General features: G+C 57.6%; 23 protein-coding genes. 14 read left to right on the forward strand and 9 right to left on the reverse strand.

Going from position 1 to position 22,689, the window contains the following annotated elements:
- Positions 1-13: 13 nt before the first annotated feature.
- The 4 genes from cdd to URZ40_RS17255 all read right to left on the reverse strand — a co-directional run bounded on the left by cdd (position 14) and on the right by URZ40_RS17255 (position 3,010).
- Entirely contained in the window at positions 14-898 is an 885-nt protein-coding gene (gene cdd / locus URZ40_RS17240) for a cytidine deaminase (RefSeq protein ID WP_116338702.1), read from the reverse strand.
- 129 nt (positions 899-1,027) lie between these two features.
- Positions 1,028-1,723, reverse strand: a complete 696-nt coding sequence (locus tag URZ40_RS17245; protein ID WP_316379376.1) for a CidB/LrgB family autolysis modulator — start codon at positions 1,721-1,723, stop codon at positions 1,028-1,030.
- On the reverse strand, positions 1,720-2,115 hold the full coding sequence (locus tag URZ40_RS17250) for a CidA/LrgA family protein (protein ID WP_014884558.1): 396 nt from the start codon (positions 2,113-2,115) through the stop codon (positions 1,720-1,722). Before URZ40_RS17250 ends, URZ40_RS17245 begins: the two co-directional genes overlap by 4 nt.
- A 184-nt stretch (positions 2,116-2,299) precedes the next feature.
- The gene (locus URZ40_RS17255; RefSeq protein ID WP_192983122.1) at positions 2,300-3,010 is read right to left on the reverse strand and encodes a type 1 glutamine amidotransferase; all 711 of its coding nucleotides are present in this window, start codon (positions 3,008-3,010) and stop codon (positions 2,300-2,302) included.
- 59 nt (positions 3,011-3,069) lie between these two features.
- Between URZ40_RS17255 and URZ40_RS17260 the strand changes: the two genes are divergently transcribed.
- From URZ40_RS17260 to URZ40_RS17275, 4 genes are all read left to right on the forward strand, one after another.
- Positions 3,070-3,867, forward strand: a complete 798-nt coding sequence (locus URZ40_RS17260) for a helix-turn-helix transcriptional regulator (protein WP_316379377.1) — start codon at positions 3,070-3,072, stop codon at positions 3,865-3,867.
- Positions 3,868-3,908: 41 nt separating this feature from the next.
- Positions 3,909-4,841, forward strand: a complete 933-nt coding sequence (gene dusC / locus URZ40_RS17265) for a tRNA dihydrouridine(16) synthase DusC (protein ID WP_116338708.1) — start codon at positions 3,909-3,911, stop codon at positions 4,839-4,841.
- A gap of 152 nt (positions 4,842-4,993) precedes the next feature.
- Complete coding sequence (mdtQ, locus tag URZ40_RS17270; RefSeq protein WP_320720912.1) at positions 4,994-6,412, forward strand: multidrug resistance outer membrane protein MdtQ; 1,419 nt, start codon at positions 4,994-4,996, stop codon at positions 6,410-6,412.
- Between the two features lie 50 nt (positions 6,413-6,462).
- Positions 6,463-7,227: an SDR family oxidoreductase gene (locus tag URZ40_RS17275; RefSeq protein ID WP_116338712.1), complete on the forward strand. Its 765-nt coding sequence runs from the start codon at positions 6,463-6,465 to the stop codon at positions 7,225-7,227.
- Positions 7,228-7,331: 104 nt separating this feature from the next.
- Here URZ40_RS17275 and URZ40_RS17280 read toward each other — a convergent pair whose 3' ends face one another.
- The gene (locus URZ40_RS17280) at positions 7,332-7,904 is read right to left on the reverse strand and encodes a DedA family protein (RefSeq protein WP_320720913.1); all 573 of its coding nucleotides are present in this window, start codon (positions 7,902-7,904) and stop codon (positions 7,332-7,334) included.
- A 157-nt stretch (positions 7,905-8,061) separates the two neighbouring features.
- On the opposite strand from URZ40_RS17280, the gene URZ40_RS17285 reads away from it, so the two are divergent.
- Positions 8,062-8,649, forward strand: coding sequence for a Yip1 family protein (locus URZ40_RS17285; RefSeq protein WP_116338716.1), 588 nt, complete (start codon positions 8,062-8,064; stop codon positions 8,647-8,649).
- A 167-nt stretch (positions 8,650-8,816) separates the two neighbouring features.
- Entirely contained in the window at positions 8,817-9,740 is a 924-nt protein-coding gene (gene pbpG, locus URZ40_RS17290) for a D-alanyl-D-alanine endopeptidase (protein ID WP_302218981.1), read from the forward strand.
- Positions 9,741-9,836: 96 nt separating this feature from the next.
- Here the strand turns inward: pbpG and URZ40_RS17295 are convergent, their stop codons facing one another.
- Together URZ40_RS17295 and dld are read right to left on the reverse strand one after the other, a co-directional pair.
- Complete coding sequence (locus tag URZ40_RS17295) at positions 9,837-10,391, reverse strand: GNAT family N-acetyltransferase (RefSeq protein WP_166711789.1); 555 nt, start codon at positions 10,389-10,391, stop codon at positions 9,837-9,839.
- A gap of 112 nt (positions 10,392-10,503) precedes the next feature.
- Positions 10,504-12,252: a D-lactate dehydrogenase gene (gene dld / locus URZ40_RS17300; protein WP_166711787.1), complete on the reverse strand. Its 1,749-nt coding sequence runs from the start codon at positions 12,250-12,252 to the stop codon at positions 10,504-10,506.
- 189 nt (positions 12,253-12,441) lie between these two features.
- On the opposite strand from dld, the gene bglX reads away from it, so the two are divergent.
- From bglX to URZ40_RS17325, 5 genes are all read left to right on the forward strand, one after another.
- Complete coding sequence (gene bglX / locus URZ40_RS17305; protein ID WP_320720914.1) at positions 12,442-14,739, forward strand: beta-glucosidase BglX; 2,298 nt, start codon at positions 12,442-12,444, stop codon at positions 14,737-14,739.
- Positions 14,740-14,886: 147 nt separating this feature from the next.
- Positions 14,887-15,804: an ABC transporter substrate-binding protein gene (locus URZ40_RS17310; RefSeq protein ID WP_116338726.1), complete on the forward strand. Its 918-nt coding sequence runs from the start codon at positions 14,887-14,889 to the stop codon at positions 15,802-15,804.
- 12 nt (positions 15,805-15,816) lie between these two features.
- Positions 15,817-16,974 carry an ABC transporter permease gene (locus tag URZ40_RS17315; RefSeq protein WP_166711783.1) on the forward strand — a complete coding sequence of 386 codons (1,158 nt, stop codon included), beginning with the start codon at positions 15,817-15,819 and terminating at the stop codon, positions 16,972-16,974.
- Positions 16,967-17,917: an ABC transporter ATP-binding protein gene (locus URZ40_RS17320; protein WP_116338730.1), complete on the forward strand. Its 951-nt coding sequence runs from the start codon at positions 16,967-16,969 to the stop codon at positions 17,915-17,917. The genes URZ40_RS17315 and URZ40_RS17320 overlap by 8 nt, the downstream gene beginning before the upstream one ends.
- Positions 17,901-18,638, forward strand: coding sequence for an ABC transporter permease (locus URZ40_RS17325; RefSeq protein ID WP_320720915.1), 738 nt, complete (start codon positions 17,901-17,903; stop codon positions 18,636-18,638). The genes URZ40_RS17320 and URZ40_RS17325 overlap by 17 nt, the downstream gene beginning before the upstream one ends.
- Here URZ40_RS17325 and URZ40_RS17330 read toward each other — a convergent pair.
- Positions 18,613-18,726: a protein YohO gene (locus URZ40_RS17330; RefSeq protein ID WP_008500895.1), complete on the reverse strand. Its 114-nt coding sequence runs from the start codon at positions 18,724-18,726 to the stop codon at positions 18,613-18,615. The two genes, URZ40_RS17325 and URZ40_RS17330, sit on opposite strands and share 26 nt — an antisense overlap.
- Before the next feature lie 69 nt (positions 18,727-18,795).
- On the reverse strand, positions 18,796-19,536 hold the full coding sequence (gene mlrA, locus URZ40_RS17335) for an HTH-type transcriptional regulator MlrA (protein ID WP_116338734.1): 741 nt from the start codon (positions 19,534-19,536) through the stop codon (positions 18,796-18,798).
- Positions 19,537-19,754: 218 nt separating this feature from the next.
- Here mlrA and URZ40_RS17340 point away from each other — a divergent pair, with 218 nt between their 5' ends.
- Genes URZ40_RS17340 through URZ40_RS17350 form a run of 3 tightly spaced genes read left to right on the forward strand, consistent with a single transcriptional unit; the run spans position 19,755 to position 22,670 of the window.
- Complete coding sequence (locus tag URZ40_RS17340; RefSeq protein ID WP_192983104.1) at positions 19,755-21,440, forward strand: sensor histidine kinase; 1,686 nt, start codon at positions 19,755-19,757, stop codon at positions 21,438-21,440.
- A complete protein-coding gene (gene btsR / locus URZ40_RS17345) occupies positions 21,434-22,153 on the forward strand; it encodes a two-component system response regulator BtsR (RefSeq protein ID WP_116338738.1) in 720 nt (239 codons plus the stop codon). The genes URZ40_RS17340 and btsR overlap by 7 nt, the downstream gene beginning before the upstream one ends.
- 46 nt (positions 22,154-22,199) lie before the next feature.
- Positions 22,200-22,670: a DUF1456 family protein gene (locus URZ40_RS17350; protein WP_045888720.1), complete on the forward strand. Its 471-nt coding sequence runs from the start codon at positions 22,200-22,202 to the stop codon at positions 22,668-22,670.
- Positions 22,671-22,689: the final 19 nt, after the last annotated feature.

Raw genomic sequence — 22,689 nt, forward strand, 5'->3', positions numbered from 1 at the left:
TCCGCCGGAAGGTTTATGCCAGCAGGACGCGGTCGATCGTCGTGCAGCCTAACGCCTTGAGCGTCGCGGCGGTGGCATCCCACTGGATCAGTGGCGCATCGGCTTTTTCGGCCAGAATGGCGCGCTGAATGTCCGGATAATCGTAGCCGTTCAGGCTCAGCAGGTTGAGCGCGCCCTGTAGTGGCGGCAGCGTTGGGTTAAACGCGGCGTTTTCCGCATAGCTGCCGGTGAAGATACGGCCGTCGCGGCACTGCAGCGCCACGCCGCTCGGGGATTTGCTGTAAGGCGTGTGGCTTTTGTTCGCCGCGCGAATGGCCGCCTGGTTCAGGTCATCGCCGGACAGGGCGAAACCGTGATCCTGCTCGTCCATCAGCAACGTTTTGATCTCCAGATCTTTCGGGCCAAAGGCGTCAGGCAGGTAATCGCCCAGCGTGTGCGGTGCGCGTCCCGGCAGGTTGATGCGCAGCTGCAGCCCGCTGTTCAGCTCGTTCATAAACTGACGGCAGTGGCCGCAGGGGGTGTAGTTAACGGTAATGGCGCTCAGGGCTTTCTCACCGCGCAGCCAGGCGTGGCTGATGGCGCTCTGCTCGGCGTGAACGGTCTGCTGCATGGTCGCGCCCAGGAACTCCATATTGCCGCCGAAGTACCAGGTACCGCTGATGCCGCGCGCAATGGCCCCGACGTTAAAGTGGGAGAGATCGGCCCGCGCGCAGGCGGCAGCCAGGGGAAGCAGTGCGAAAGCCAGCGCGTCTTCGTCCAGTCCCGTTGCCTGTTTCAGCACCGTGACCTGCTCCGCGGTCAGCAGGGCGGGGAAGTGTGCATCTGCCAGAACGGGAGCAAGGGCTGACTGCAAATTCTCTGCAAGCTGGGCGAAGGCAGCTTGAAAACGTGGGTGCATGGCGTTTGCCTCATAAAGGTTAATGGATCGGTAGTTTACGGAGCTGTTAGGGCTTTATATGTGATCCACTTCTCATTATGTATGCAACTTATGAAATCAAAATGAAATTTGCGCGACGCATCGCAAATTTTAGCCCATCACCGCCAGAATCAGCGGGAAAATGAACGGGGCCAGCAGGGAGGTGATAATTCCGCAGATCACCAAAGCCAGCGAGCTAAACGCCCCTTCCTGATAATCCAGCTCCGCGCAGCGGGCAGTGCCCAGGGCGTGGGAGGCGGTCCCCATCGACAGTCCCCGTGCCGCTTTAGTATGAATACGCATCCCGTTCAGCAGGGTGTGACCAAACACCGCACCGAGAATACCGACGAAAATGACGCACATCGCGCTGATGGCCGGGATCCCGCCGAGGCTGCCACCGACAGCCATCGCGATAGGTGTGGTCACCGATTTTGGCAGAATAGAGGCGGCAATCTGCGGCGAGGCCCCCATCAACAGCGCTACCGACGTGCCGGTGATCATCGCCACCAGGCTGCCCACAAAACAGATGGTAATGATGGATTTCCAGCGGGCGCGGATCTGGTGGAGCTGCTCATATAAAGGAAAGGCGAGCGCCACAACGGCAGGCTGCAGCAGGTCGTTTAAAATTTTGCTGCCGGCAAAGTAGCGTTCATAAGGAATGTCGGTGAGCAGCAGGAACGGAATAATGACCACCATCGCCACCAGCAGCGGGTTCAGCAACGGCATTTTGAAACGTGCGGCAAGCTTGCGCGCGGCGAAGAACACCGCCAGGGTTAGCGGCAGCGACCACCAGATATTAGCCATCATTTTTTTGTTTTCTCCCCGATCACGTTGCGTTCGCCATGCACCAGATGCGAACTCCAGCTCACCACCAGGAAAACCACCAGCGTACTGACCGCGCATGAGACCACAATCGGGCCGAACTGGGCTTTGAGCAAATCAAAATACTGCATAACCCCGACGCCGATTGGCACGAAAAGCAGCGCCATATAGCGAATGAGGACGAAGCAGCCGGGGTTGACCCATTTTGCGGGCAGGATTTGCAGCGCCAGCAAAACAAAGAGGATTAGCATGCCGATAATGCTGCCGGGAATGGTGATGGGCAGCAGCGACGCGATGAAAATCCCGGCATACAGGCAGGCGTAAATCAGGACGAATGCGCGCAGATATTGCCAGATAATGTTCAATGATTTGCTCATGGTGATAGTCCTTGCTGAAACGCATTCATCATACAATTAAACCTAAAAATGTGCCACGGATCACATCATGAAATTTGAGCATACCAGACATTCCGGAATGGAACGTCCGGTATCACCGCACAGGGGCAGGCTACAGTTTAGAGGAAAGGGAGTGCGGTGGCGAAGTGACGAGCCAGAGAATGCATCAGCGCAGGGCGGTCAGTTTATCGAGAAAAGAAAACAGCACCTGATTCATTTCGCGATAATCATGCGAGCGTAGTTTTTCCGCCGTTTCGACAAAACGAAATTCATCCGCACGGCGGAGATCGTTCTGCGAATGTTCAATCAGCAACTCAACGACCTCCGCCGTCAGTTCCATATGGCACTGAAAACCGTAAACCCGTTCGCCATATTGCACGATCTGACGGGGACAGCCCTCGCTGTAAGCGAGCACCTTAGCCTGTGGCGTCAACCCTGGCATGTCGTTATGCCAGTGACCGACGCTCAGCTCGTGGCCAAAATTCTCAAACAGCGGGTTCGCCTTGCCTGCATCTGTGAGCCTGACGGGAAATTTACCGATCTCTTTTTCCGGGCTTTGGCAAAACCCTGCGCCCAGCGCTTCACCGATAAGCTGCGAGCCCAGACAAACGCCAATCACCGTTTTACCCGCCCCTATTGCGCGGCCGATGAGTCGCATTTCCGCCTGCGCATCAAACCAGGGGCACTCCTCAAGCGTGGTGGCGGGTGACTGCGGGCCTCCCATGATGATAAGCAAGTCCGTGCTCTCCAGGTCTTCGGGTAACGGATCGCCCTGATAAACTCTGGAGTAGCTCAGGCTACAGCCGCGATTTTTCCCCCAGATTTCATAGGCGCCTGGCGCTTCGAAATGTTCATGAATGATAAAATGAATGTGCATTGCGTCTCTCTCCGGTTACGTGTACAAGCAGCATCATAAGAGGAAGGGAGGAATGTGAAATGCCAACCGTTATCGATAAAACGCCAATTCACGACGATGCCATCGGATGGTCCAGAGGGGCAATTAGTTATACGCGTGGCGAAGTGGATCCCCCTCACCGGCATTCACAGGGGCAACTTTTGTTTGCCATCAAAGGGGTGATGCTGGTCGAAACTGGCAATAAGCGTTGGGTCATACCGCCTCAGCGCGCGTTGTGGATCCCTCCCTTTCAGGAACACACCTACAGCGTGTTATCCACCACGGAGCTCCGCGCAGTCTGGTTTAGCCCCGCGCTGATATCGCAATGCGAGCCTTTTACACGGAAAGAAGAGGTTCACGTGATTATGGCGACAGCGTTGTTCAAAGAGCTGATTGCCGGGCTGTTCAGTGCGCAATACCGGCCAGCCAGTCAGCGCAGCATGGCCGTTTTGCTGCTCGACATCCTCAGCGAGGCGCAGCAGATTTCGGCCGAATTACCGATGCCCGTTGATGGGCGGTTACATCGCGTTGCCTGTGACATCATTGCCAACAATCTCTGGGATGTTTCTATGGAAAGTCTGGCGGAACAGGCCGCGATGTCTGAACGCACATTTTCACGCGCGTTTATCAAAGATACAGGCTTTAGCTTCCGGGCCTGGCGACAGCGCGCAAGGATTTGTGCCTCGCTGGACCTGCTCGCCAACGGATACCCGGTTAAGCAGGTGGCCTGGATGCTGGGGTTTTCAGGGCAGGCGGCATTTGCGGCGGCGTTTCGCGCCGTTGTCGGGGCAACGCCGGCTGACTTTCTACCTGAACAGAAGCGCTTCCCAGCGATATAGAGAGCGGCTACTATAGCGCGTCTTTTTTCACAGGTACTGCTATGCGTGTTTTACTGGCTCCAATGGAAGGCGTGCTCGACTCCCTCGTGCGCGAGCTTCTGACCGAGGTGAACGATTACGATCTCTGCGTGACGGAGTTTCTGCGCGTGGTCGATATGCTGTTGCCGGTAAAATCCTTCTACCGCCTGTGCCCCGAGCTGCACAACCAGAGCCGGACCTCTTCCGGCACGCTGGTGCGTATTCAGCTGCTCGGCCAGTATCCTGAGTGGCTGGCGGAAAACGCTGCCCGCGCGGTTGAGCTGGGCTCTTACGGGGTGGATCTCAACTGCGGCTGTCCGTCGAAGCTGGTCAACGGCAGCGGCGGCGGGGCGACCTTGCTGAAAGATCCTGAGCTGATTTACCGCGGCGCGAAGGCGATGCGTGAGGCTGTGCCTTCGCATTTGCCGGTGACGGTTAAGGTGCGTCTGGGGTGGGACAGCGACGCGCGGCAGTTTGAAATCGCCGATGCGGTGCAGCAGGCCGGGGCCACCGAGCTGGTGGTGCATGGCCGCACCAAAGACGATGGCTACAAAGCCGAGCGCATTAACTGGCAGGCGATCGGCGAGATCCGCAAGCGCCTCACCATTCCGGTGATCGCCAATGGTGAAATCTGGGATTACGAGAGTGCGCAGGCATGCCTGAACGCTACCGGCTGTGATGCGGTGATGATTGGCCGCGGTGCGCTGAACGTGCCGAACCTCAGCCGTGTAGTGAAATATAACGAGCCGCGGATGCCGTGGGCAGACGTCGTCACGCTGCTGCAAAAATACAGCCGTCTGGAAAAGCAGGGCGACACCGGTTTGTATCACGTCGCTCGAATTAAACAGTGGCTGAGTTATTTACGCAAAGAGTACAGCGAAGCGCTGGGATTATTTCAGGAGATCCGTACGCTGCAAACGTCGGCTGATATTGCGCGGGTTATACAGTCAAAATAACCGGTACTTATATTTAAATATAAATAATTCACACAGTGAATATTTTGCCGATTATGTAAGTGTATGACAATTTGCGGATTGCCACGCGTTACTAAAAAATGGAACGTCATCAAGCGTAAGTTGCGCCTTTATTTTTTTGAGTGCATGGCGTAATGAAACGTTTTCTTATTTTATCTCTGAGTGCTCCCCTTATTTTTATGCTGGCTGCGTGCGCACCGGAACATTCCACGGTGTCGCCAATCAAAACGCAAGCGACAGCCGCTTCCGTTAATACCCAACTTCGTCATGCGGACTGGCCGAAAAATGAGTGGTGGAAAGAATATAACGACCCGCAGTTAAATTCGCTTATTGCCAAAGCCATAGCGGATGCTCCCGATATGCAAATTGCCCGGCAGCGCATTACGCTTGCCGAAGCGCAGGCCAGAGCCGCTATTGCTGCCGATGGCCCACAGATGGATTTTTCTGCGGATGTTGAACGGCAAAAAATGTCGGCAGAGGGGCTGATGGGGCCGTTTGCCCTGACCGACCCGGCGGCGGGTACAACTGGCCCATGGTATACCAACGGCACCTTTGGCCTGACGGCGGGCTGGGATCTCGATCTGTGGGGTAAAAACCGCGACCGGATCGCAGCGCGTATTGGCAAAGTGAATGCGCAAAAAGCGGAGCTGGAGCAGACCCGCCAGCTCCTTTCAACCAGCGTTGCGCGCCTTTACTGGGCGTGGCAGACCCAGGCCGAAGCAGGGGATGTCCTTACCCGGATTAAACAGGAGCAGGAAAATATTATCGACGCCGATCGGGAACTGTATCAGCACGGGATTACCTCCTCGGTGGAGGGCGTTGAAACCGATATCCACGCCAGCAAGACTGATGAACAGCTGGCGGACGTAAAGGGCAAGATGAAGGCTATTGAAGCGCGTCTGGAGGCGCTGACCGGTGCCCCGGCAACACGCCTTACGCGCCACCCGTTGCCTGCCGCAGAAGCCTCGTTACCGTCGACGCTCGGTTATGAACTGCTGGCTCGCCGTCCGGATCTGCAAGAAGCGCACTGGTATATCGAAGCCTCCATGAGCGAGGTGGATGCCGCCAGAGCGGCTTTCTATCCTGACGTGAACCTGATGGCGTTCTTACAGCAGGATGCCCTCCATCTGAGCGATCTGTTTCGCTCTTCAGCGCAGCAGATGGGGGTGACCGCCGGATTGACGCTGCCGATTTTTGACAGCGGCAGGCTGAACGCCAGGCTGGATATCGCCCAGGCGCAGAATAACCTTTCCGTCGCGAACTACAACAAAGCAGTGGTGGATGCGGTCAATCAGGTGGCGCGTACGGCCAGTGAAGTTGAAACCCTGACGGCAAAAAATCGTCACCAGCAGCAGGTCGAAAAAGACGCGGCGCGCGTGGTGGCGCTGGCGCAGGCGCGTTTTAGCGCTGGTATCATTGCGGGCTCGCGGGTCAGCGAAGCCAAAATTCCGGCGCTGAAAGAACGTCTCGAAGGCGTCATGCTGAAAGGCCAGTATCTCGACGCCACGCTGCAGCTGACTTCAGCGCTGGGCGGTGGGTATCACCAGGGCTAAAAAAGGCCATTATCTATACTTACCTCTTTGCAGTTTTTCAGGAGGTGAGTATGACCAGAGTAGCGATTGTAACCGCATCGGATTCCGGGATCGGTAAAACCACGGCGCTGATGCTCGCAGAGCGCGGGTTTGATATTGGCGTCACCTGGCATTCCGATGAAAAAGGGGCGCTGGAAACCTGCCGTGAAGTTGAAGCGCGTGGGCAGCGCGCAGAGGCTATTCATCTTGATTTAAGCACGCTCCCGGACGGCGCGGAAGCCATTGAAACGCTGATTGCGCGTTTCGGGCGGCTGGACGTTCTGGTTAACAATGCCGGAGCGATGACCAAAGCGCCATTCCTTGAGATGGCGTTTGACGACTGGCGGAATATTTTTACCGTCGACGTGGATGGCGCGTTTCTCTGCTCACAGATTGCGGCACGGCAAATGGTGAAGCAGGGGGAAGGGGGGCGGATTGTAAACATCACCTCGGTGCACGAGCACACCCCGCTACCGGAGGCCTGCGCCTATACGGCCGCGAAACATGCGCTCGGCGGCTTAACCAAATCCATGGCGATGGAGCTGGTTAAGCATAAGATTCTGGTGAACGCCGTCGCACCGGGTGCCATTGCCACGCCGATGAACGATATGGACGACAGCGAAGTGAAGGAAGGGTCAATGCCGGAAATCCCGCTGGCAAGGCCGGGCCATACCAAAGAGATTGCCAGCCTGGTGGCGTGGCTGTGCGACAGCGATGCCAGCTACACAACGGGTCAATCTTTTATCGTCGACGGGGGCTTTATGCTGGCTAACCCGCAGTTTAAGCCGGAGAGGTAGCAGGTTTCCCCTCACCCCGGCCCTCTCCCCAAAGGGGAGAGGGTGTATATAGTTCCCTCTCCCTGTGGGAGAGGGTTAGGGTGAGGGCATCAGGCCGCACCAGGCTACTCCTCATCCCGCACCTTTTCCCGATGCTTCAGCCACAGCCTGACCCCAATCACCGCCACAACCACCAGAATCAACCACGCCCAGTGCTTCAGGTGCTGGTCTAGATTATGCAGCCACGGGCCAATCACCTCGCCGCCTGCATAACCGAGCGTCGTGAAGATCAGCGACCAGGCTATCGCGCCAAGAATATTCAGCGGCAGGAAAATTTTTGGCGGCAGGCGGCTGGCGCCAATCAGTATCGGCCCGATAACCCTGAAGCCGTACATAAAGCGGGTGCCAATCACGAACAGGTAAGGATGGCGCTGGATCAGGCGCTGCGCGCGGTTGATTTTCTTTTTGTGTTTAGCGAAACGCTTGAGCAGCGTCGGGCCAAAGCGCAGCCCCAGGAAGTAGAGCAGCTGATCGCCAATCATGCCGCCCAGCGCGACCGCGGCGACGACCAGCGGGAACTTCAGTAAGCCCTGATGCGCGGCGACGCCCCCTAGCAGCGTGATGGTTTCACCTTCCGCCACGCTGCCGATGACCAGCGCGGCATATCCATATTGTTCAATGAGCGCGTTAATATCCATTACGTAAATATTATCTCCCTCTGCGTGTCTCGTTTAATCATATACCCCATGAATCAACCGCGCGGCAATCAACGGAAATTTCCCACTGTACATAAAATAATCTAAAGCCTGCATTATACTTAAGGTATCGCTGACGGGCCGACAACAAGGGGGCGCTATGAACCATGTCTGGGGACTTTTCTCCCATCCCGATCGTGAGATGCATGTCATCAAAAGTGAGAACGAAACGGTCTCGCATCATTACACGCACCATGTGCTGCTCATGGCTGCGGTGCCGGTAATATGCGCGTTTATTGGCACAACACAAATTGGCTGGAACTTCGGTGACGGCACCGTGGTGCAGCTTTCCTGGTTTACCGGGCTCTATCTTGCCATTCTCTTTTATGGCCTGATGCTGGCCGGGGTGGCGGTTATGGGACGCGTCATTCACTGGATGGCGCGTAACTATCCGCAACGCCCATCGCTGGCACACTGTATGATCTTCGCCGGATACGTCGCGACCCCGCTGTTCTTAAGCGGTATTGTTGCGCTCTATCCACTGGTCTGGCTGTGCGCGCTGATCGGTACCATTGCCCTCTTTTATACCGGATATCTGCTGTATGTGGGCGTTCCTACCTTCCTCAATATCAATAAAGAAGAGGGCCTGAGCTTCTCCGGCTCGACGCTTGCCATCGGGGTGCTGGTGCTGGAGGCGTTACTGGCGCTGACGGTTATTCTTTGGGGTTATGGATACCGTCTCTTCTAAGCTCACTGCATTGCTGGCGTAAATGCCAGCAATGCAGCATCTGTTCACGATTATCCGCTGGCGACAAAGCACGGTGACCGCTATGATGCCGAAGCCAGCCTGTGTTTATCCGTCGACACAGGCGGTGTACGTCATTACGTGCGTGAATAATTATCAGAAGTCTCACCATGCTGAAATTTCGAGTCTCTTTACTTAGCCTGGCGCTGCTGCTGGGCGCGTCAGCTGCTGTGCCAGCCGTCGCCAAAACGCCCGCGGTGACCGCCGCTGCTGCCCAGCCGCAAATTGCGTCCGGCAGCGCGATGATTGTCGATCTCAATACCAATAAGGTGATTTACGCCAGCCACCCGGACCTGGTGCGCCCTATTGCCTCAATAACCAAATTAATGACCGCGATGGTGGTGCTTGATGCACATCTGCCGCTGGACGAAAAGCTGAAAGTGGATATCAGCCACACGCCGGAGATGAAAGGGATCTACTCCCGCGTGCGCCTGAACAGCGAAATCAGCCGTAAAAATATGCTGCTGCTGGCACTGATGTCATCCGAAAACCGCGCGGCGGCGAGCCTGGCGCACCACTATCCTGGCGGTTATGACGCGTTTATCCGCGCGATGAACGCCAAAGCCAAAGCGCTGGGGATGAGCAATACCCATTTTGTTGAACCGACGGGGCTGTCGATTAACAACGTCTCCACGGCCCGCGATCTGACGAAACTGCTGATTGCCAGCAAACAATATCCGCTGATTGGTCAGCTCAGTACCACCCGTGAAGAGATGGCGACCTTTGCGAACCCGGCCTACACGTTGCCGTTCCGCAATACTAACCATCTGGTGTACCGGGATAACTGGAACATTCAGCTAACGAAAACAGGCTTTACCAACGCGGCAGGACACTGTCTGGTGATGCGCACGGTGTTTAACGGTAAGCCGGTGGCGCTGGTGGTGATGGATGCCTTCGGCAAATATACCCACTTTGCGGATGCGAGCCGCCTGCGTACCTGGATTGAGACCGGGAAAGTGCAGCCCGTTCCGGCTGCGGCATTGACGTATAAAAAGCAGAAAGCGGAGCAGATGGCGACGGCGCAGAACGATTAGGTAAAAGCAAAACGGTAACGCATGTTACCGTTTTTTATGTTTTCTCCCTCTCCCTGTGGGAGAGGGCCGGGGTGAGGGCACCAGACCGCACTGCTTTTATTCCGGCAGCGTCCAGTCCCCATCGTTGAGCGGGCGCTGCATTATCACCGTATCCCGCCAGTCGCCTTTCTTATACCCCACGCTGCGCAGCTGACCGACAATCTCGAAGCCGTGTTTTTTATGCAGCCGCAGCGATCCGGCATTATTATTGCCATCTCCCACAACAGCAATCATCTGCCGCCACGGGCCTTGCTCGCAGCGTGCGATTAGCGCGCTCATTAATGCGGTGCCAAAACCGCGTCCGGTCATGCTGGCGTCCACGTAAATCGACTCTTCCAGGGTATAGCGATAGGCGTGTCGCGGTCGATAAGGGGCGGCGTAGCAGTAGCCCACCACGATCCCGCGGTACAGCCCGACAAGCCACGGTAAACCGTTCTCGGCCACGCTTTTCATGCGCTGACGCATTTCGTCGATGGTGGGAGGAACTTCTTCGAACGACGCGCGTCCGTGAAGCACATGCCAGGCGTAAATGGCGGCGATGGCATGCACATCATCGGGAAGGGCGTCGCGCACTTCCAGTTCGGTTTCGGATAAAACATCAACAGCCGACATGACGTGCCCGCTCCTCGTTATCGAATGCCGGAGAAAGGTTTCTCCGGCGACTGAACGCTACTCTATTACGATTACGGCGCGCGAAACAATCTCTCAAATTTGGCTGTAGGGTTTAATCAGACGCTTGCGTTATGTGCTGCTCCGCGTCTGCACTTTCTTGCCAGTATTTCTTCCGCGTTGTTTTCCCTATACCGGGGTTCATACTGTTTGTAGGGTCATTCTCGCGATAAAACTGCTTAAGTGCGTCAGGGGCTTTATAAAGATGCCCAACGTTGTGTTCCGCAGGATATTGTGCGCCGCGCTCGCGCAGCAGGGCGAGCATCTGCTCCTTCAGTTCGTGTGCATCGACCCCTTTTTTGACGATGTAATCCTGATGGAAAACGTAGCACATAAAGTGGCCGTAATAGAGCTTGTGCACCAGCTTGCTGTCAATTTCCGGCGGCAGGTGCTCGAACCATTCGGTGTCGTTTCTTCGCAGGGCGATATCCAGCGCCAGAATATCTTCCACCTCTTCGGAATGTACCGCCTGGTAACGGATGGCGGCACCCGCGGCGGCGAAGCGGTGCAGGAAGGCTTTGCTGCCTTCTTCCGGCGTACAGGCGAAGAAATCCCCCTCGGCGGTTTTGAAAAACTCGGTGAGCCAGCTCTGCGCTTCGGCAATCCCGTCACCGGCCATTTTTAGCAGCAGATGATGTTCGTACTTATCACGCCAGGTTTTCATTCGCTCCGGCAGATGCGCAGGGAAAACGTTCCCCAGCTTCTGCATAAAGCGGTCGGTAAAGTGGGGCTTGAACAGCGACACCTTCTCCAGCATCGCGTCGGTGCGGCCCTTCATGGTGAAGAAGAACGGCATTTTGTCAGTGCCGAGCTTGTCGATCATCAGGAAGGTGTCTTTCCCGTAGCGCTCCGCGATGTCGTAAATGTCACGGTGCATATACTCGCCCGCCACGGGAAGGTGGGTGAATTCACCGAGAATATGACGGCGTATCTCCGTCAGAACCTCAGGCTGATTGGTGCCGATGTAAAACACCTGCTGCTTTTTCTCCGCCGGGAAGGTATCAAGGCGTACGGCAAAAACGGCCAGCTTGCCCGCGCAGCCGGAGGATTCAAACAGGCGGTCCGGGTCGGCGTTATAGCGCGCCGGGGTGTCGGCTTCGATATCGCGCACGCGGGTGACGTAATCGTGATCGTGCGCGTGGCGACCGTCGTGCTGTACGTCTTCGTCCCTCACGCGGTCGTCGTCGAGCTTGCTGAGGATCTGTTCCGGCGTTACGCCCAGATCGATGCCCAGGTGGTTCACCAGCGTCAGCTTGCCGTTTTCGTCGATACGGGCAAACAGCGACATTTCGGTGTAGGCCGGACCGCGCTGTACCAGCGAACCGCCGGAGTTATTGCAGATCCCGCCCACCACCGAGGCGCCAATGCAGGAGGAGCCGATCACCGAGTGCGGTTCGCGTCCCAGCGGCTTAAGCGCTTTTTCGAGGGAGTAGAGCGTGGTGCCGGGGAACGCGAGCACCTGCTCGCCTTTGTCCAGCAGGTGCAGCTTGTCGAGGCGCAGGGTACTGATAATCACGATATCGCGATCGTAATCGTTGCCGTTCGGCGTAGAGCCTTCGGTCAGGCCGGTGTTGGCCGCCTGCATTAAAATAATCTTATCCGCGGCAACGCAGGCGCTCAGTACGCGCCACAGCTCCAGCAGCGTGCCGGGGAAGACCACCGCCAGCGCCTCGCCCTGACCGGAGCGGAAACCCTTACGGTAGCGGGCGGTTTTGGCCGGGTCAGTAAGCAGGTGAGAGGAGCCAACCAGGCGCGACAGTTCGTTAATAAAAGTCTTGTTATCGTCAGTTCGAACAGAAGTCATCTTCCACTCCTTGTGGTGGGGCAAATTTCTCGCTGTAAAGCATAGCGCGATTAACTGTTCAACGGTCGAGTATTCACGAGAAAAATCAGAGAATAACCCTGCAACGTTCAGAGGGTTTGTGGCACACTGCGCTTTTCGCACGGTCTGGCCGGGTGCTTCCCACGGTTATTGATGAGAGAGAATAACAACATGAAATGGCTATGTTCTGTAGGTGTCGCCGTCAGCCTGGCGCTGCAACCTGCGCTGGCAGAGGATTTGTTTGGTAATCACCCGCTCACGCCTGAAGCCCGCGACGCGTTTGTCACGGAGTTGCTTAAGAAGATGACGGTCGATGAAAAAATCGGCCAGCTGCGTCTGATCAGCGTCGGCCCGGATAACCCGAAAGAGGCCATCCGCGAGATGATCAAAGAGAATCAGGTGGGCGCGATTTTTAACACCGTCACCCGTCAGGATATCCGTAAAATGCAGGATCAGGTGATGGAACTCAGCCGCCTGAAAATCCCTCTGTTCTTCGCCTATGACGTGGTGCACGGCCAGCGTACCGTCTTCCCCATCAGCCTCGGCCTGGCCTCCTCCTTTAACCTCGATGCGGTGAAAACCGTCGGGCGCGTATCTGCCTATGAAGCGGCGGACGACGGCCTGAACATGACCTGGGCACCGATGGTGGACGTCTCGCGCGATCCGCGCTGGGGCCGCGCCTCGGAAGGCTTCGGTGAAGATACCTTTTTAACGGCCACGATGGGCAAAACCATGGTGGAAGCGATGCAGGGCAAAAGCCCGGCGGACCGCTACTCGGTGATGACCAGCGTCAAACACTTCGCGGCCTACGGCGCCGTCGAGGGCGGTAAAGAGTACAACACTGTCGACATGAGCCCGCAGCGCCTGTTTAACGACTACATGCCGCCGTACAAGGCAGGTCTGGACGCGGGCAGCGGCGCGGTGATGGTGGCGCTGAACTCGCTAAACGGCACGCCAGCGACCTCCGATTCCTGGCTGCTGAAAGACGTCCTGCGTGACCAGTGGGGCTTTAAGGGCATCACCGTTTCCGATCACGGCGCGATTAAAGAGCTGATCAAACACGGTACGGCGTCCGACCCGGAAGACGCGGTGCGCGTGGCGCTCAAGTCCGGCATTAACATGAGCATGAGCGATGAGTACTACAGCAAATACCTGCCGGGGCTGGTGAAGAGCGGCAAGGTAACGATGGCGGAGCTGGACGATGCCGCGCGCCACGTGCTGAACGTGAAATACGACATGGGGCTGTTTAACGATCCGTACAGCCATCTGGGCCCGAAAGATTCTGACCCGGCTGATACCAACGCCGAAAGCCGCCTGCACCGCAAAGAAGCGCGTGAAGTGGCGCGCGAAAGTCTGGTGCTGCTGAAGAACCGCCTCGATACGCTGCCGCTGAAAAAATCTGGCACTATTGCTGTGGTCGGCCCGCTGGCTGACAGCAAGCGCGACGTGATGGGCAGCTGGTCTGCTGCGGGCGTGGCCGATCAGTCTGTCACCGTCCTGACCGGCATCAAGAGCGCCGTCGGTGAAAACGCCAAAGTGGTGTACGCCAAAGGGGCGAACGTCACCGACGATAAAGACATCGTCACGTTCCTCAACCAGTACGAGGAAGCGGTTAAGGTCGACCCGCGTACGCCGAAGGAGATGATTGAGGAAGCGGTCAACGCCGCGAAGCAGTCCGATGTGGTTGTCGCGGTCGTGGGGGAAGCGCAGGGTATGGCGCATGAAGCCTCCAGCCGCACCGACATCACCATCCCGCAGAGCCAGCGCGATCTGATCGCCGCCCTTAAGGCCACCGGCAAACCGCTGGTGCTGGTGCTGATGAACGGCCGTCCGCTGGCGCTGGTGAAAGAGGACCAGCAGGCTGACGCCATTCTGGAAACCTGGTTCGCCGGCACCGAAGGCGGTAACGCCATCGCCGACGTGCTGTTTGGTGATTACAACCCGTCTGGCAAGCTGCCTATGTCCTTCCCGCGCTCCGTCGGGCAGATCCCGGTCTACTACAGCCACCTGAACACCGGTCGCCCGTACAACGCCGACAAGCCGAACAAGTACACGTCTCGTTACTTCGACGAAGCTAACGGCCCGCTCTATCCGTTTGGTTACGGCCTGAGCTACACCACCTTTAAGGTCTCTGACGTGAAAATGTCGGCGCCGACCCTGAAGCGTGACGGCAAAGTTACCGCCAGCGTTGAGGTGACCAACACCGGCAAGCGCGAAGGGGCAACGGTGATTCAGATGTACGTGCAGGATGTGACTGCGTCGATGAGCCGTCCTGTGAAGCAGCTGCGCGGTTTCGAAAAGGTTGATCTTAAACCTGGCGAAACCAAAACCATCAGCTTCCCGATTGACGTGGACGCGCTGAAGTTCTGGAACCAGCAGATGAAATATGATGCGGAACCGGGCAAGTTTAACGTCTTTATCGGGGTGGATTCCGCCCGCGTGAATAAAGGCGAGTTCGAGCTGCTGTAACCTTTCCTTCCCTTTGCATCCCCCGACTTCCGGGGGATGCGTCTTACCTTATGCTAAAAAGGCATTTTGCCGGGTAAATCCGCCGTTTTAAGCTACGCTTTTCTCTCAAGCCTCTGAAAAAGGCGATAAAAAAATGAGGACAGCGGAATGACGATTAAAACGGGGATGGTAGCTTCTGCGGTGCTACTCGCAGCGCTAAGCCTGCCGCTACAGGCGGCGGAGCCGGTAAAAGTGGGCTCAAAGATCGATACCGAGGGCGCGCTGCTCGGGAATATTATTCTCCAGGTGCTGGAAAGCCACGGCGTGAAAACCGTCAATAAAGTTCAGCTGGGCACCACGCCCGTTGTGCGCGGCGCGATTACCTCCGGCGAGCTGGATATCTACCCTGAATACACCGGCAACGGCGCGTTCTTCTTCAAAGACGAAAACGATCCGGCATGGAAAAATGCCAAAGCTGGCTATGAAAAAGTCAAAAAACTCGACGCAGAGCAGAACAAGCTGGTCTGGTTAACCCCGGCCCCGGCCAACAATACCTGGACTATCGCCGTGCGTAAGGACGTGGCGGAGAAAGGTAAGTTGACTACGCTTGCGGATCTCAGCCGCTATCTGAAAGAGAAGGGCGATTTTAAGCTTGCGGCCTCCGCGGAGTTTATCGAGCGTCCTGACGCGCTACCCGCGTTCGAAAAAGCGTACGACTTCAAGCTCGACCAGGCGCAACTGCTTTCGCTCGCGGGCGGGGATACCGCGGTAACCATCAAAGCGGCGGCGCAGCAAACCTCTGGCGTTAACGCGGCGATGGCCTACGGCACCGACGGCCCGGTAGCGGCGCTCGGCCTGCAAACCCTGACCGATCCTAAAGGCGTACAGCCAATTTACGCTCCGACCCCGGTAGTGCGTGAGGCGGTGCTGAAAGCCTATCCGGAGATTGCCGACTGGCTCAAACCGGTCTTCGAAAAGCTGGATGAAAAAACGCTGCAGCAGCTGAATGCCAGCATTGCCGTCGAGGGACTGGATGCCAAAAAAGTGGCCGCCGACTTCCTGAAACAACAAGGGCTTGTGAAGTAACGGGAAAGGGCTGTGCCAATAAAATGTCATAACCGCGTACTGCTGCTGTTGGCCTGCGTGGCCATCGCGGCGGTCGCGTTACCGTTTGTGAACGTCGCGCCTAACCGCCTGATGTCGGGGGAAGGGCGCTATATCTGGGAAGTGTGGGCGTTCACGCCGTGGTGGCTGGCGGCGGCGCTGGGCGCGTGGGTTGCACTGTCGCTCTGGCAAGGGCGCACGGCGCAGTGGCTGACGCTGCTCCTCGCTGAAGGGCTGTTTATCGTCCTGTTCTGGGGCGCCGGGCAGGCGGCGACGCATATGGCGTCGGCGGAAAGTCCGCTGGCGAGAACCACGGTGGGTAGCGGCCTCTGGCTGTGGCTGGCGCTGTGTCTGCTGGCCAGTAGCGATGCCATTCGTCGACTCATCTCCAGCGCCGTCTGGCGCTGGGTGCTCAACGCGCAGATATGGTGCATTCCATTGTTCCTGCTGTTCAGCGGGGAACTAAATAATCTCTCGCTGTTAAAAGAGTACGCCAACCGTCAGGAGGTGTTTGATGATGCCCTGGCGCAACATCTGACAATTCTTTTTGGCACGCTGATCCCGGCTCTGCTGCTTGGGATACCGCTCGGCATGTGGTGTTATCGTCATCCTTCACGCCAGGGTGGGGTCTTTGCCGTGCTCAATGTCATCCAGACTATTCCCTCCGTTGCGCTGTTTGGCCTGCTGATTGCCCCGCTGGCCGGACTGGTGAAGTCATTCCCGGCGCTGGGAACGCTCGGCATAGCCGGAACGGGGTTAACGCCCGCGCTCATCGCGCTGGTGCTGTATGCGCTGCTGCCGCTGGTGCGCGGCGTGGTCGCGGGATTAAGCCAGGTCGCGCCGGATGTGCTGGAAAGCGCCCATGCGATGGGCATGAGCGCGCGACAGTGTTTCTGGAGGATTCAGCTTCCGCTGGCGCTGCCCCTGCTGCTGCGCAGCCTGCGGGTGGTGGCGGTCCAGACCGTCGGCATGGCAGTGATTGCCGCGCTGATTGGTGCGGGCGGCTTTGGCGCGCTGGTATTCCAGGGGCTGCTGAGCAGCGCCCTCGATCTGGTGTTATTGGGCGTGGTTCCCACCATTGCGCTGGCGGTTGTCGTCGACGCGCTGTTTGCCTTATGGCTCGCGCTGCTCAGGAGAAGAGCCAATGATTGAATTTCATGATGTCAGTAAAACCTTTGCCGGTCGCCCGGCGGCGAGCCACCTGAACCTGAACTTTGCCGAGGGCGCGTTTTCCGTGCTGATTGGCACATCGGGTTCGGGAAAATCCACCACACTGAAGATGATCAACCGGCTGGTTGAGCACGACAGCGGCCTGATCCGCTTTGCCGGAGAAGAGATCCGCAGCCTGCCGGTGCTGGAGCTGCGCCGCCGGATGGGCTATGCCATTCAGTCTATCGGCCTGTTTCCGCACTGGACGGTGGCGCAGAACATCGCCACCGTGCTGCAGCTGGAGAAATGGTCGCGGGCTAAAATCGCTGACCGCGTTGATGAACTCATGTCTCTGCTGGGGCTGGAGCCCGCGCTGCGCGATCGCTATCCGCACCAGCTCTCCGGTGGGCAGCAGCAGCGCGTGGGCGTGGCGCGCGCGCTGGCGGCCAACCCGCAGGTGCTGCTGATGGATGAACCCTTCGGCGCGCTGGATCCGGTTACGCGCGGGGCGCTGCAGGCGGAGATGACCCGCATTCACCGCATTCTCGGTCGAACCATCGTCCTCGTGACGCACGATATTGATGAAGCCCTGCGCCTGGCCGACCATCTGGTGCTGATGGACCACGGCGAGGTGGTGCAGCAGGGCGCGCCGCTTGAGCTATTAACCTGGCCGAAGAACGACTTTGTGCGCGAGTTTTTTGGCCGCAGCGAGCTGGGCGTGAGGCTGCTCTCACTGCGGACGGTTGGTGACTATATGCGTCCCGAGGAGACAGCGGTGAGCGGCGAACCGCTACAGGAGCAGATGAGCCTGCGGGACGCCCTCTCCGCGTTTGTCGCGCGCCGGTGTGAAGTCCTGCCCGTGGCGGATGCCCGGGGCGCGCCGTGCGGAAGCCTGCATTTTCGCGATCTGCTGGCCGGGGAGGTGACGCGTGAAGGCACTGCGTGATCCGCTCCTCTGGCTGGCAGCGCTCTTTGTCGCCTTACTGTTTCTGATGCCCCACAGCGCGGCGCTGTTTAACACCCTTTTTCCCGGGCTGCCGCGGCCGGTCTATCAGCAGGAGAGCTTTATCAACCTCGCCCTGGCGCATCTCTGGCTGGTGGCGCTCTCAAGCGTCATCGCGGTGGTGCTGGGAGTAGGGGCGGGCATTGCGGTCACGCGACCTGCGGGCCGGGAGTTTCGTCCGCTGGTGGAGACGGTTGCGGCCATTGGGCAGACGTTTCCGCCGGTGGCGGTGCTGGCGATAGCAGTGCCGGTGATGGGTTTTGGTCAGCAGCCCGCGATTATTGCGCTGATTTTATACGGCGTGTTGCCCGTTCTCCAGGGCACGCTGGCGGGCGTTTCGGCGGTCCCTGCGTCTGTATTAAGCGTGGCGGAAGGAATGGGGATGAGCCGCTGGCAGCGGCTTCGCAAGGTAGAACTGCCGCTTGCGGCACCGGTTATTATTGCCGGGATCCGCACGTCGGTGATTATTAACATAGGGACGGCGACCATTGCGTCTACGGTAGGTGCCAATACGCTGGGAACGCCGATCATCATCGGCTTAAGCGGGTTTAATACGGCTTATATTGTGCAGGGGGCGGTGCTGGTCGCGCTGGCAGCCATCGTCGTCGATCGCCTTTTTGAGCGGCTGGCGCTGTACCTCAGCCGACACCGCCACGAACGATAAACGAGTACCCGGCCAGCATCACGCCGCCGATACCGCTTACGGCCATCAGGACAAAAAGGGTAATAATGGCGAGTTTGGTTGCCTTCATCATGTGCTCCTGTTGTTAACGGAACAATTATACGGTGAAGCGCAGCTGTTAATGAACCATTAAATGCCGTTAAGGCTCATCCGGACCCAGGGAATAAACCGGATAACCGTGCTCACGCCATTCCGTCAGCAGCTGTTGCTGCGAGGCGGACGGCACTTCGCCGCACCAGACCAGCAGGGTCTGGCCGTCGAAAAACTCGGGTTTGAGCTGCCCCAGCGAGTGCGCAAGGACATCCACGCGCCAGCCCTTTTGGGTGGCGATCCACGCTTCCAGCCACAGACGGGTGGTATCGTGCACGTTCCAGCCGACCACCAGCGCATCTTTTCCGGCCTTGTTCTTCGCCGAGGCAAGACAGACGGCAATATAGTTAATCAGCACCCCGTCAAGCATACTGAGCAGCGCCTGCAGGGTAGACTGCTGGCACTGCAGGCGTCGACGGAGCGGAATGAAAAGATGGGTGATAAGCGTTTTCGCCGGATAATCGCGCCCCTGCTCTTTGATCCAGGCGCGCAGGCGCTGCAGGTTACCGGCCTGCAGGAGCCGCAGCAGGGTTTCCTGTTGTTCACGCCAGAGATGTTGCGTGTCCGGGTCGTCGTGGCTCAGCAGAGACTTCACTTTGCCGACCTGCACCCCGTTGTCGATCCAACTTTTGATTTCGCGGATCCGGTCGATATCGGCATCGTTGAAAAGACGATGACCACCGTCCGTTCTCTGCGGTTTGAGCAATCCATACCGTCGCTGCCACGCCCGTAGGGTAACGGGATTGATATCACAAAGGAGTGCCACTTCACCGATTGTGTAAAGCGCCATATTTGCCCCCTGGCTTACGCGTCCCCAGCTTAACTGTAGACCCACTTTGCCGAACCAGGAAGGTGTGGTTAATTTTTAGACAAATAATGCGAAGCATGCGCGATATGCAGAAAAAGGTGTGATAACGGACACGATTTTACGCTTTTTTGGGATGCTTCAAAGAAAGTTCATCCGCATCCGTGTATGTTACGCGTTTTTTAGCGTGTGCGGTTTTGAGTATGTACGAGTTTAACCTGGTGCTGCTGTTGCTTCAGCAGATGTGCGTGTTTCTGGTCATTGCCTGGCTGATGAGCAAAACGCGTCTTTTCATCCCGCTGATGCAGGTTACCGTACGCCTGCCGCACAAGCTGCTCTGCTATGTCACCTTCTCTATTTTTTGCATCATGGGGACCTATTTTGGTCTCCATATTGAAGACTCTATTGCCAATACGCGCGCCATCGGCGCGGTGATGGGCGGGCTGCTGGGCGGCCCGGTCGTCGGTGGCCTTGTGGGGCTGACCGGCGGACTTCATCGCTATTCCATGGGTGGGATGACAGCGCTCAGCTGCATGATCTCCACGATCGTCGAGGGGCTGCTCGGCGGCCTGGTGCACAGCTATATGATTAAGCGCGGTCGCCCGGATAAAGTCTTTAGCCCGCTTACCGCCGGGGCCATTACCTTTGTGGCCGAAATGGCGCAGATGGCGATCATTCTGCTGATTGCGCGTCCGTTCGAGGATGCGCTGCACCTGGTCAGCAATATTGCCGCCCCGATGATGGTGACCAACACCGTCGGCGCGGCGCTGTTTATGCGTATTCTGCTCGACAAGCGCGCTATGTTCGAAAAATACACCTCGGCCTTTTCCGCCACGGCGCTGAAGGTTGCCGCCTCGACCGAAGGGATCCTGCGTCAGGGGTTTAACGAAGAGAACAGCATGAAGGTCGCGCAGGTGCTCTACAAGGAGCTTGATATCGGCGCCGTTGCCATTACCGATCGCGAAAAGCTGCTGGCGTTTACCGGCACCGGGGACGATCATCATCTTCCTGGCAAACCGATCTCTTCGACCTACACGCTGCGCGCTATTGAAACTGGTGAGGTGGTGTATGCCGACGGTAACGAAGTGCCTTACCGCTGCTCGCTGCACCCGCAGTGCAAGCTGGGCTCCACGCTGGTCATTCCGCTGCGCGGGGAAAATCAGCGGGTGATGGGCACCATCAAGCTGTATGAGGCGAAAAACCGTCTGTTCAGCTCCATCAACCGCACGCTGGGGGAGGGGATAGCCCAGCTTCTTTCCGCGCAAATCCTCGCCGGGCAGTATGAGCGGCAGAAAGCCCTGCTGACGCAGTCTGAAATTAAGCTGCTACATGCCCAGGTCAATCCGCATTTCCTGTTCAATGCCCTCAACACGCTCAAAGCGGTGATCCGCCGCGACAGCGATCAGGCCGCGCAGCTGGTGCAGTTTCTGTCGACCTTTTTCCGCAAGAACCTGAAGCGGCCCTCTGAGATCGTGACCCTCGCCGACGAGATTGAGCACGTGAATGCCTATCTGCAGATTGAGCAGGCGCGGTTTCAATCCCGTCTGCAGGTGTCGCTCTCCGTTCCGGATGAGCTTGCGCATCAGCATCTTCCGGCCTTTACCCTGCAGCCTATTGTGGAGAATGCCATCAAGCACGGTACCTCGCAGCTTCTGGGGACAGGGGAGGTCACCATCGCCGCCAGCCGTTTTAACCATCATCTGGTGCTGGATATTGAAGATAACGCCGGGCTTTACCAGCCTTCCGCCTCCGGCGGTTTAGGGATGAGCCTGGTGGATAAACGTCTGCGCGCCCACTTTGGCGATGACTGTGGCATTACAGTTGCCTGTGAGCCCGACCGATTTACCCGTATTACCGTTCGACTGCCGCTGGAGGAAAACGCATGTTAAGAGTGCTGATTGTGGATGATGAGCCGCTGGCACGGGAAAACCTGCGCGTTCTGCTGCAGGAGCAGCCAGATATTGAGATTGTGGGAGAGTGCGCCAACGCCATTGAGGCCATCGGCGCGGTGCACAAACTGCGCCCTGACGTGCTGTTCCTGGACATTCAGATGCCGCGCATCAGCGGGCTGGAGATGGTCGGCATGCTCGACCCGGAGCATCGTCCCTACATCGTGTTTCTGACGGCGTTCGACGAGTATGCCGTTAAGGCTTTTGAGGAACACGCGTTTGATTATTTACTCAAGCCGATTGAAGAGAAGCGCCTGGAAAAAACGCTCAGCCGTTTACGCCAGGAGCGAACCGTTCAGGACGTTACGCTGTTGCCGGAGAACCAGCAGCCGCTGAAATTTATCCCCTGCACCGGGCACAGCCGGATTTATCTTCTGCAGATGGATGATGTGGCGTTTGTCAGTAGCCGCCTGAGCGGGGTGTTTGTCACCAGTGCGGAAGGGAACGAAGGGTTCACCGAACTGACTCTGCGCACGCTGGAGAGCCGCACGCCGCTGCTCCGCTGCCACCGCCAGTATCTGGTGAACATGGCGCACCTGAAGGAGATCCGCCTGGAAGATAACGGCCAGGCCGAGCTGGTGCTGCGTGCCGGGCAGACCGTCCCCGTCAGCCGTCGCTATCTGAAGAGTTTGAAAGAGGCGATTGGCCTGTAAAACTGGTACACTGCGCGCCATTGCATCATCGACATTCGAAGGCTCTATGCTAAGTAACGACATTCTTCGTAGCCTGCGCTACACCCTGAAAGCAAACAATAACGACATGGTGCGCATTCTTGCGCTGTCCGATATGGAATCCACGTCTGCAGGTTTCGATACCTGGATGACCAAAGAAGACGAAGAGGGCTTCGTTCGCTGCCCGGACATCATTCTGTCGGGTTTCCTGAACGGCCTCATTTACGATAAGCGTGGCAAAGATCCGGCCGCGCCGGAGCTGGCGCTGGAGCGCCGCGTGAACAACAACACGGTGCTGAAAAAGCTGCGTATCGCGTTCTCGCTGAAAACGGACGATATTGTGGCGATCATGACGGAGCAAAAGTACCGCGTATCCGTACCGGAAGTGACCGCCATGATGCGCGCGCCGGATCATAAAAACTACCGCGAGTGCGGCGACCAGTTTCTGCGCAATTTCCTGCGCGGGCTGACCCACCGGGTACATCATCCGAAACCATAAAAAAAGCCGGAGAGAATCT

It is taken from the genome of Enterobacter sp. 296B2, assembly GCF_034106185.1.
Classification (GTDB): Bacteria; Pseudomonadota; Gammaproteobacteria; order Enterobacterales; family Enterobacteriaceae; genus Enterobacter; species Enterobacter cloacae_N.

Coding starts and splice junctions, on each gene's coding strand:
- cdd (WP_116338702.1), bottom strand. CDS start 898: ATGCACCCACGTTTTCAAGCTGCCTTCGCCCAGCTTGCAGAGAATTTG.
- URZ40_RS17245 (WP_316379376.1), bottom strand. CDS start 1,723: ATGATGGCTAATATCTGGTGGTCGCTGCCGCTAACCCTGGCGGTGTTC.
- URZ40_RS17250 (WP_014884558.1), bottom strand. CDS start 2,115: ATGAGCAAATCATTGAACATTATCTGGCAATATCTGCGCGCATTCGTC.
- URZ40_RS17255 (WP_192983122.1), bottom strand. CDS start 3,010: ATGCACATTCATTTTATCATTCATGAACATTTCGAAGCGCCAGGCGCC.
- URZ40_RS17260 (WP_316379377.1), top strand. CDS start 3,070: ATGCCAACCGTTATCGATAAAACGCCAATTCACGACGATGCCATCGGA.
- dusC (WP_116338708.1), top strand. CDS start 3,909: ATGCGTGTTTTACTGGCTCCAATGGAAGGCGTGCTCGACTCCCTCGTG.
- mdtQ (WP_320720912.1), top strand. CDS start 4,994: ATGAAACGTTTTCTTATTTTATCTCTGAGTGCTCCCCTTATTTTTATG.
- URZ40_RS17275 (WP_116338712.1), top strand. CDS start 6,463: ATGACCAGAGTAGCGATTGTAACCGCATCGGATTCCGGGATCGGTAAA.
- URZ40_RS17280 (WP_320720913.1), bottom strand. CDS start 7,904: ATGGATATTAACGCGCTCATTGAACAATATGGATATGCCGCGCTGGTC.
- URZ40_RS17285 (WP_116338716.1), top strand. CDS start 8,062: ATGAACCATGTCTGGGGACTTTTCTCCCATCCCGATCGTGAGATGCAT.
- pbpG (WP_302218981.1), top strand. CDS start 8,817: ATGCTGAAATTTCGAGTCTCTTTACTTAGCCTGGCGCTGCTGCTGGGC.
- URZ40_RS17295 (WP_166711789.1), bottom strand. CDS start 10,391: ATGTCGGCTGTTGATGTTTTATCCGAAACCGAACTGGAAGTGCGCGAC.
- dld (WP_166711787.1), bottom strand. CDS start 12,252: ATGACTTCTGTTCGAACTGACGATAACAAGACTTTTATTAACGAACTG.
- bglX (WP_320720914.1), top strand. CDS start 12,442: ATGAAATGGCTATGTTCTGTAGGTGTCGCCGTCAGCCTGGCGCTGCAA.
- URZ40_RS17310 (WP_116338726.1), top strand. CDS start 14,887: ATGACGATTAAAACGGGGATGGTAGCTTCTGCGGTGCTACTCGCAGCG.
- URZ40_RS17320 (WP_116338730.1), top strand. CDS start 16,967: ATGATTGAATTTCATGATGTCAGTAAAACCTTTGCCGGTCGCCCGGCG.
- URZ40_RS17330 (WP_008500895.1), bottom strand. CDS start 18,726: ATGAAGGCAACCAAACTCGCCATTATTACCCTTTTTGTCCTGATGGCC.
- mlrA (WP_116338734.1), bottom strand. CDS start 19,536: ATGGCGCTTTACACAATCGGTGAAGTGGCACTCCTTTGTGATATCAAT.
- URZ40_RS17340 (WP_192983104.1), top strand. CDS start 19,755: ATGTACGAGTTTAACCTGGTGCTGCTGTTGCTTCAGCAGATGTGCGTG.
- btsR (WP_116338738.1), top strand. CDS start 21,434: ATGTTAAGAGTGCTGATTGTGGATGATGAGCCGCTGGCACGGGAAAAC.
- URZ40_RS17350 (WP_045888720.1), top strand. CDS start 22,200: ATGCTAAGTAACGACATTCTTCGTAGCCTGCGCTACACCCTGAAAGCA.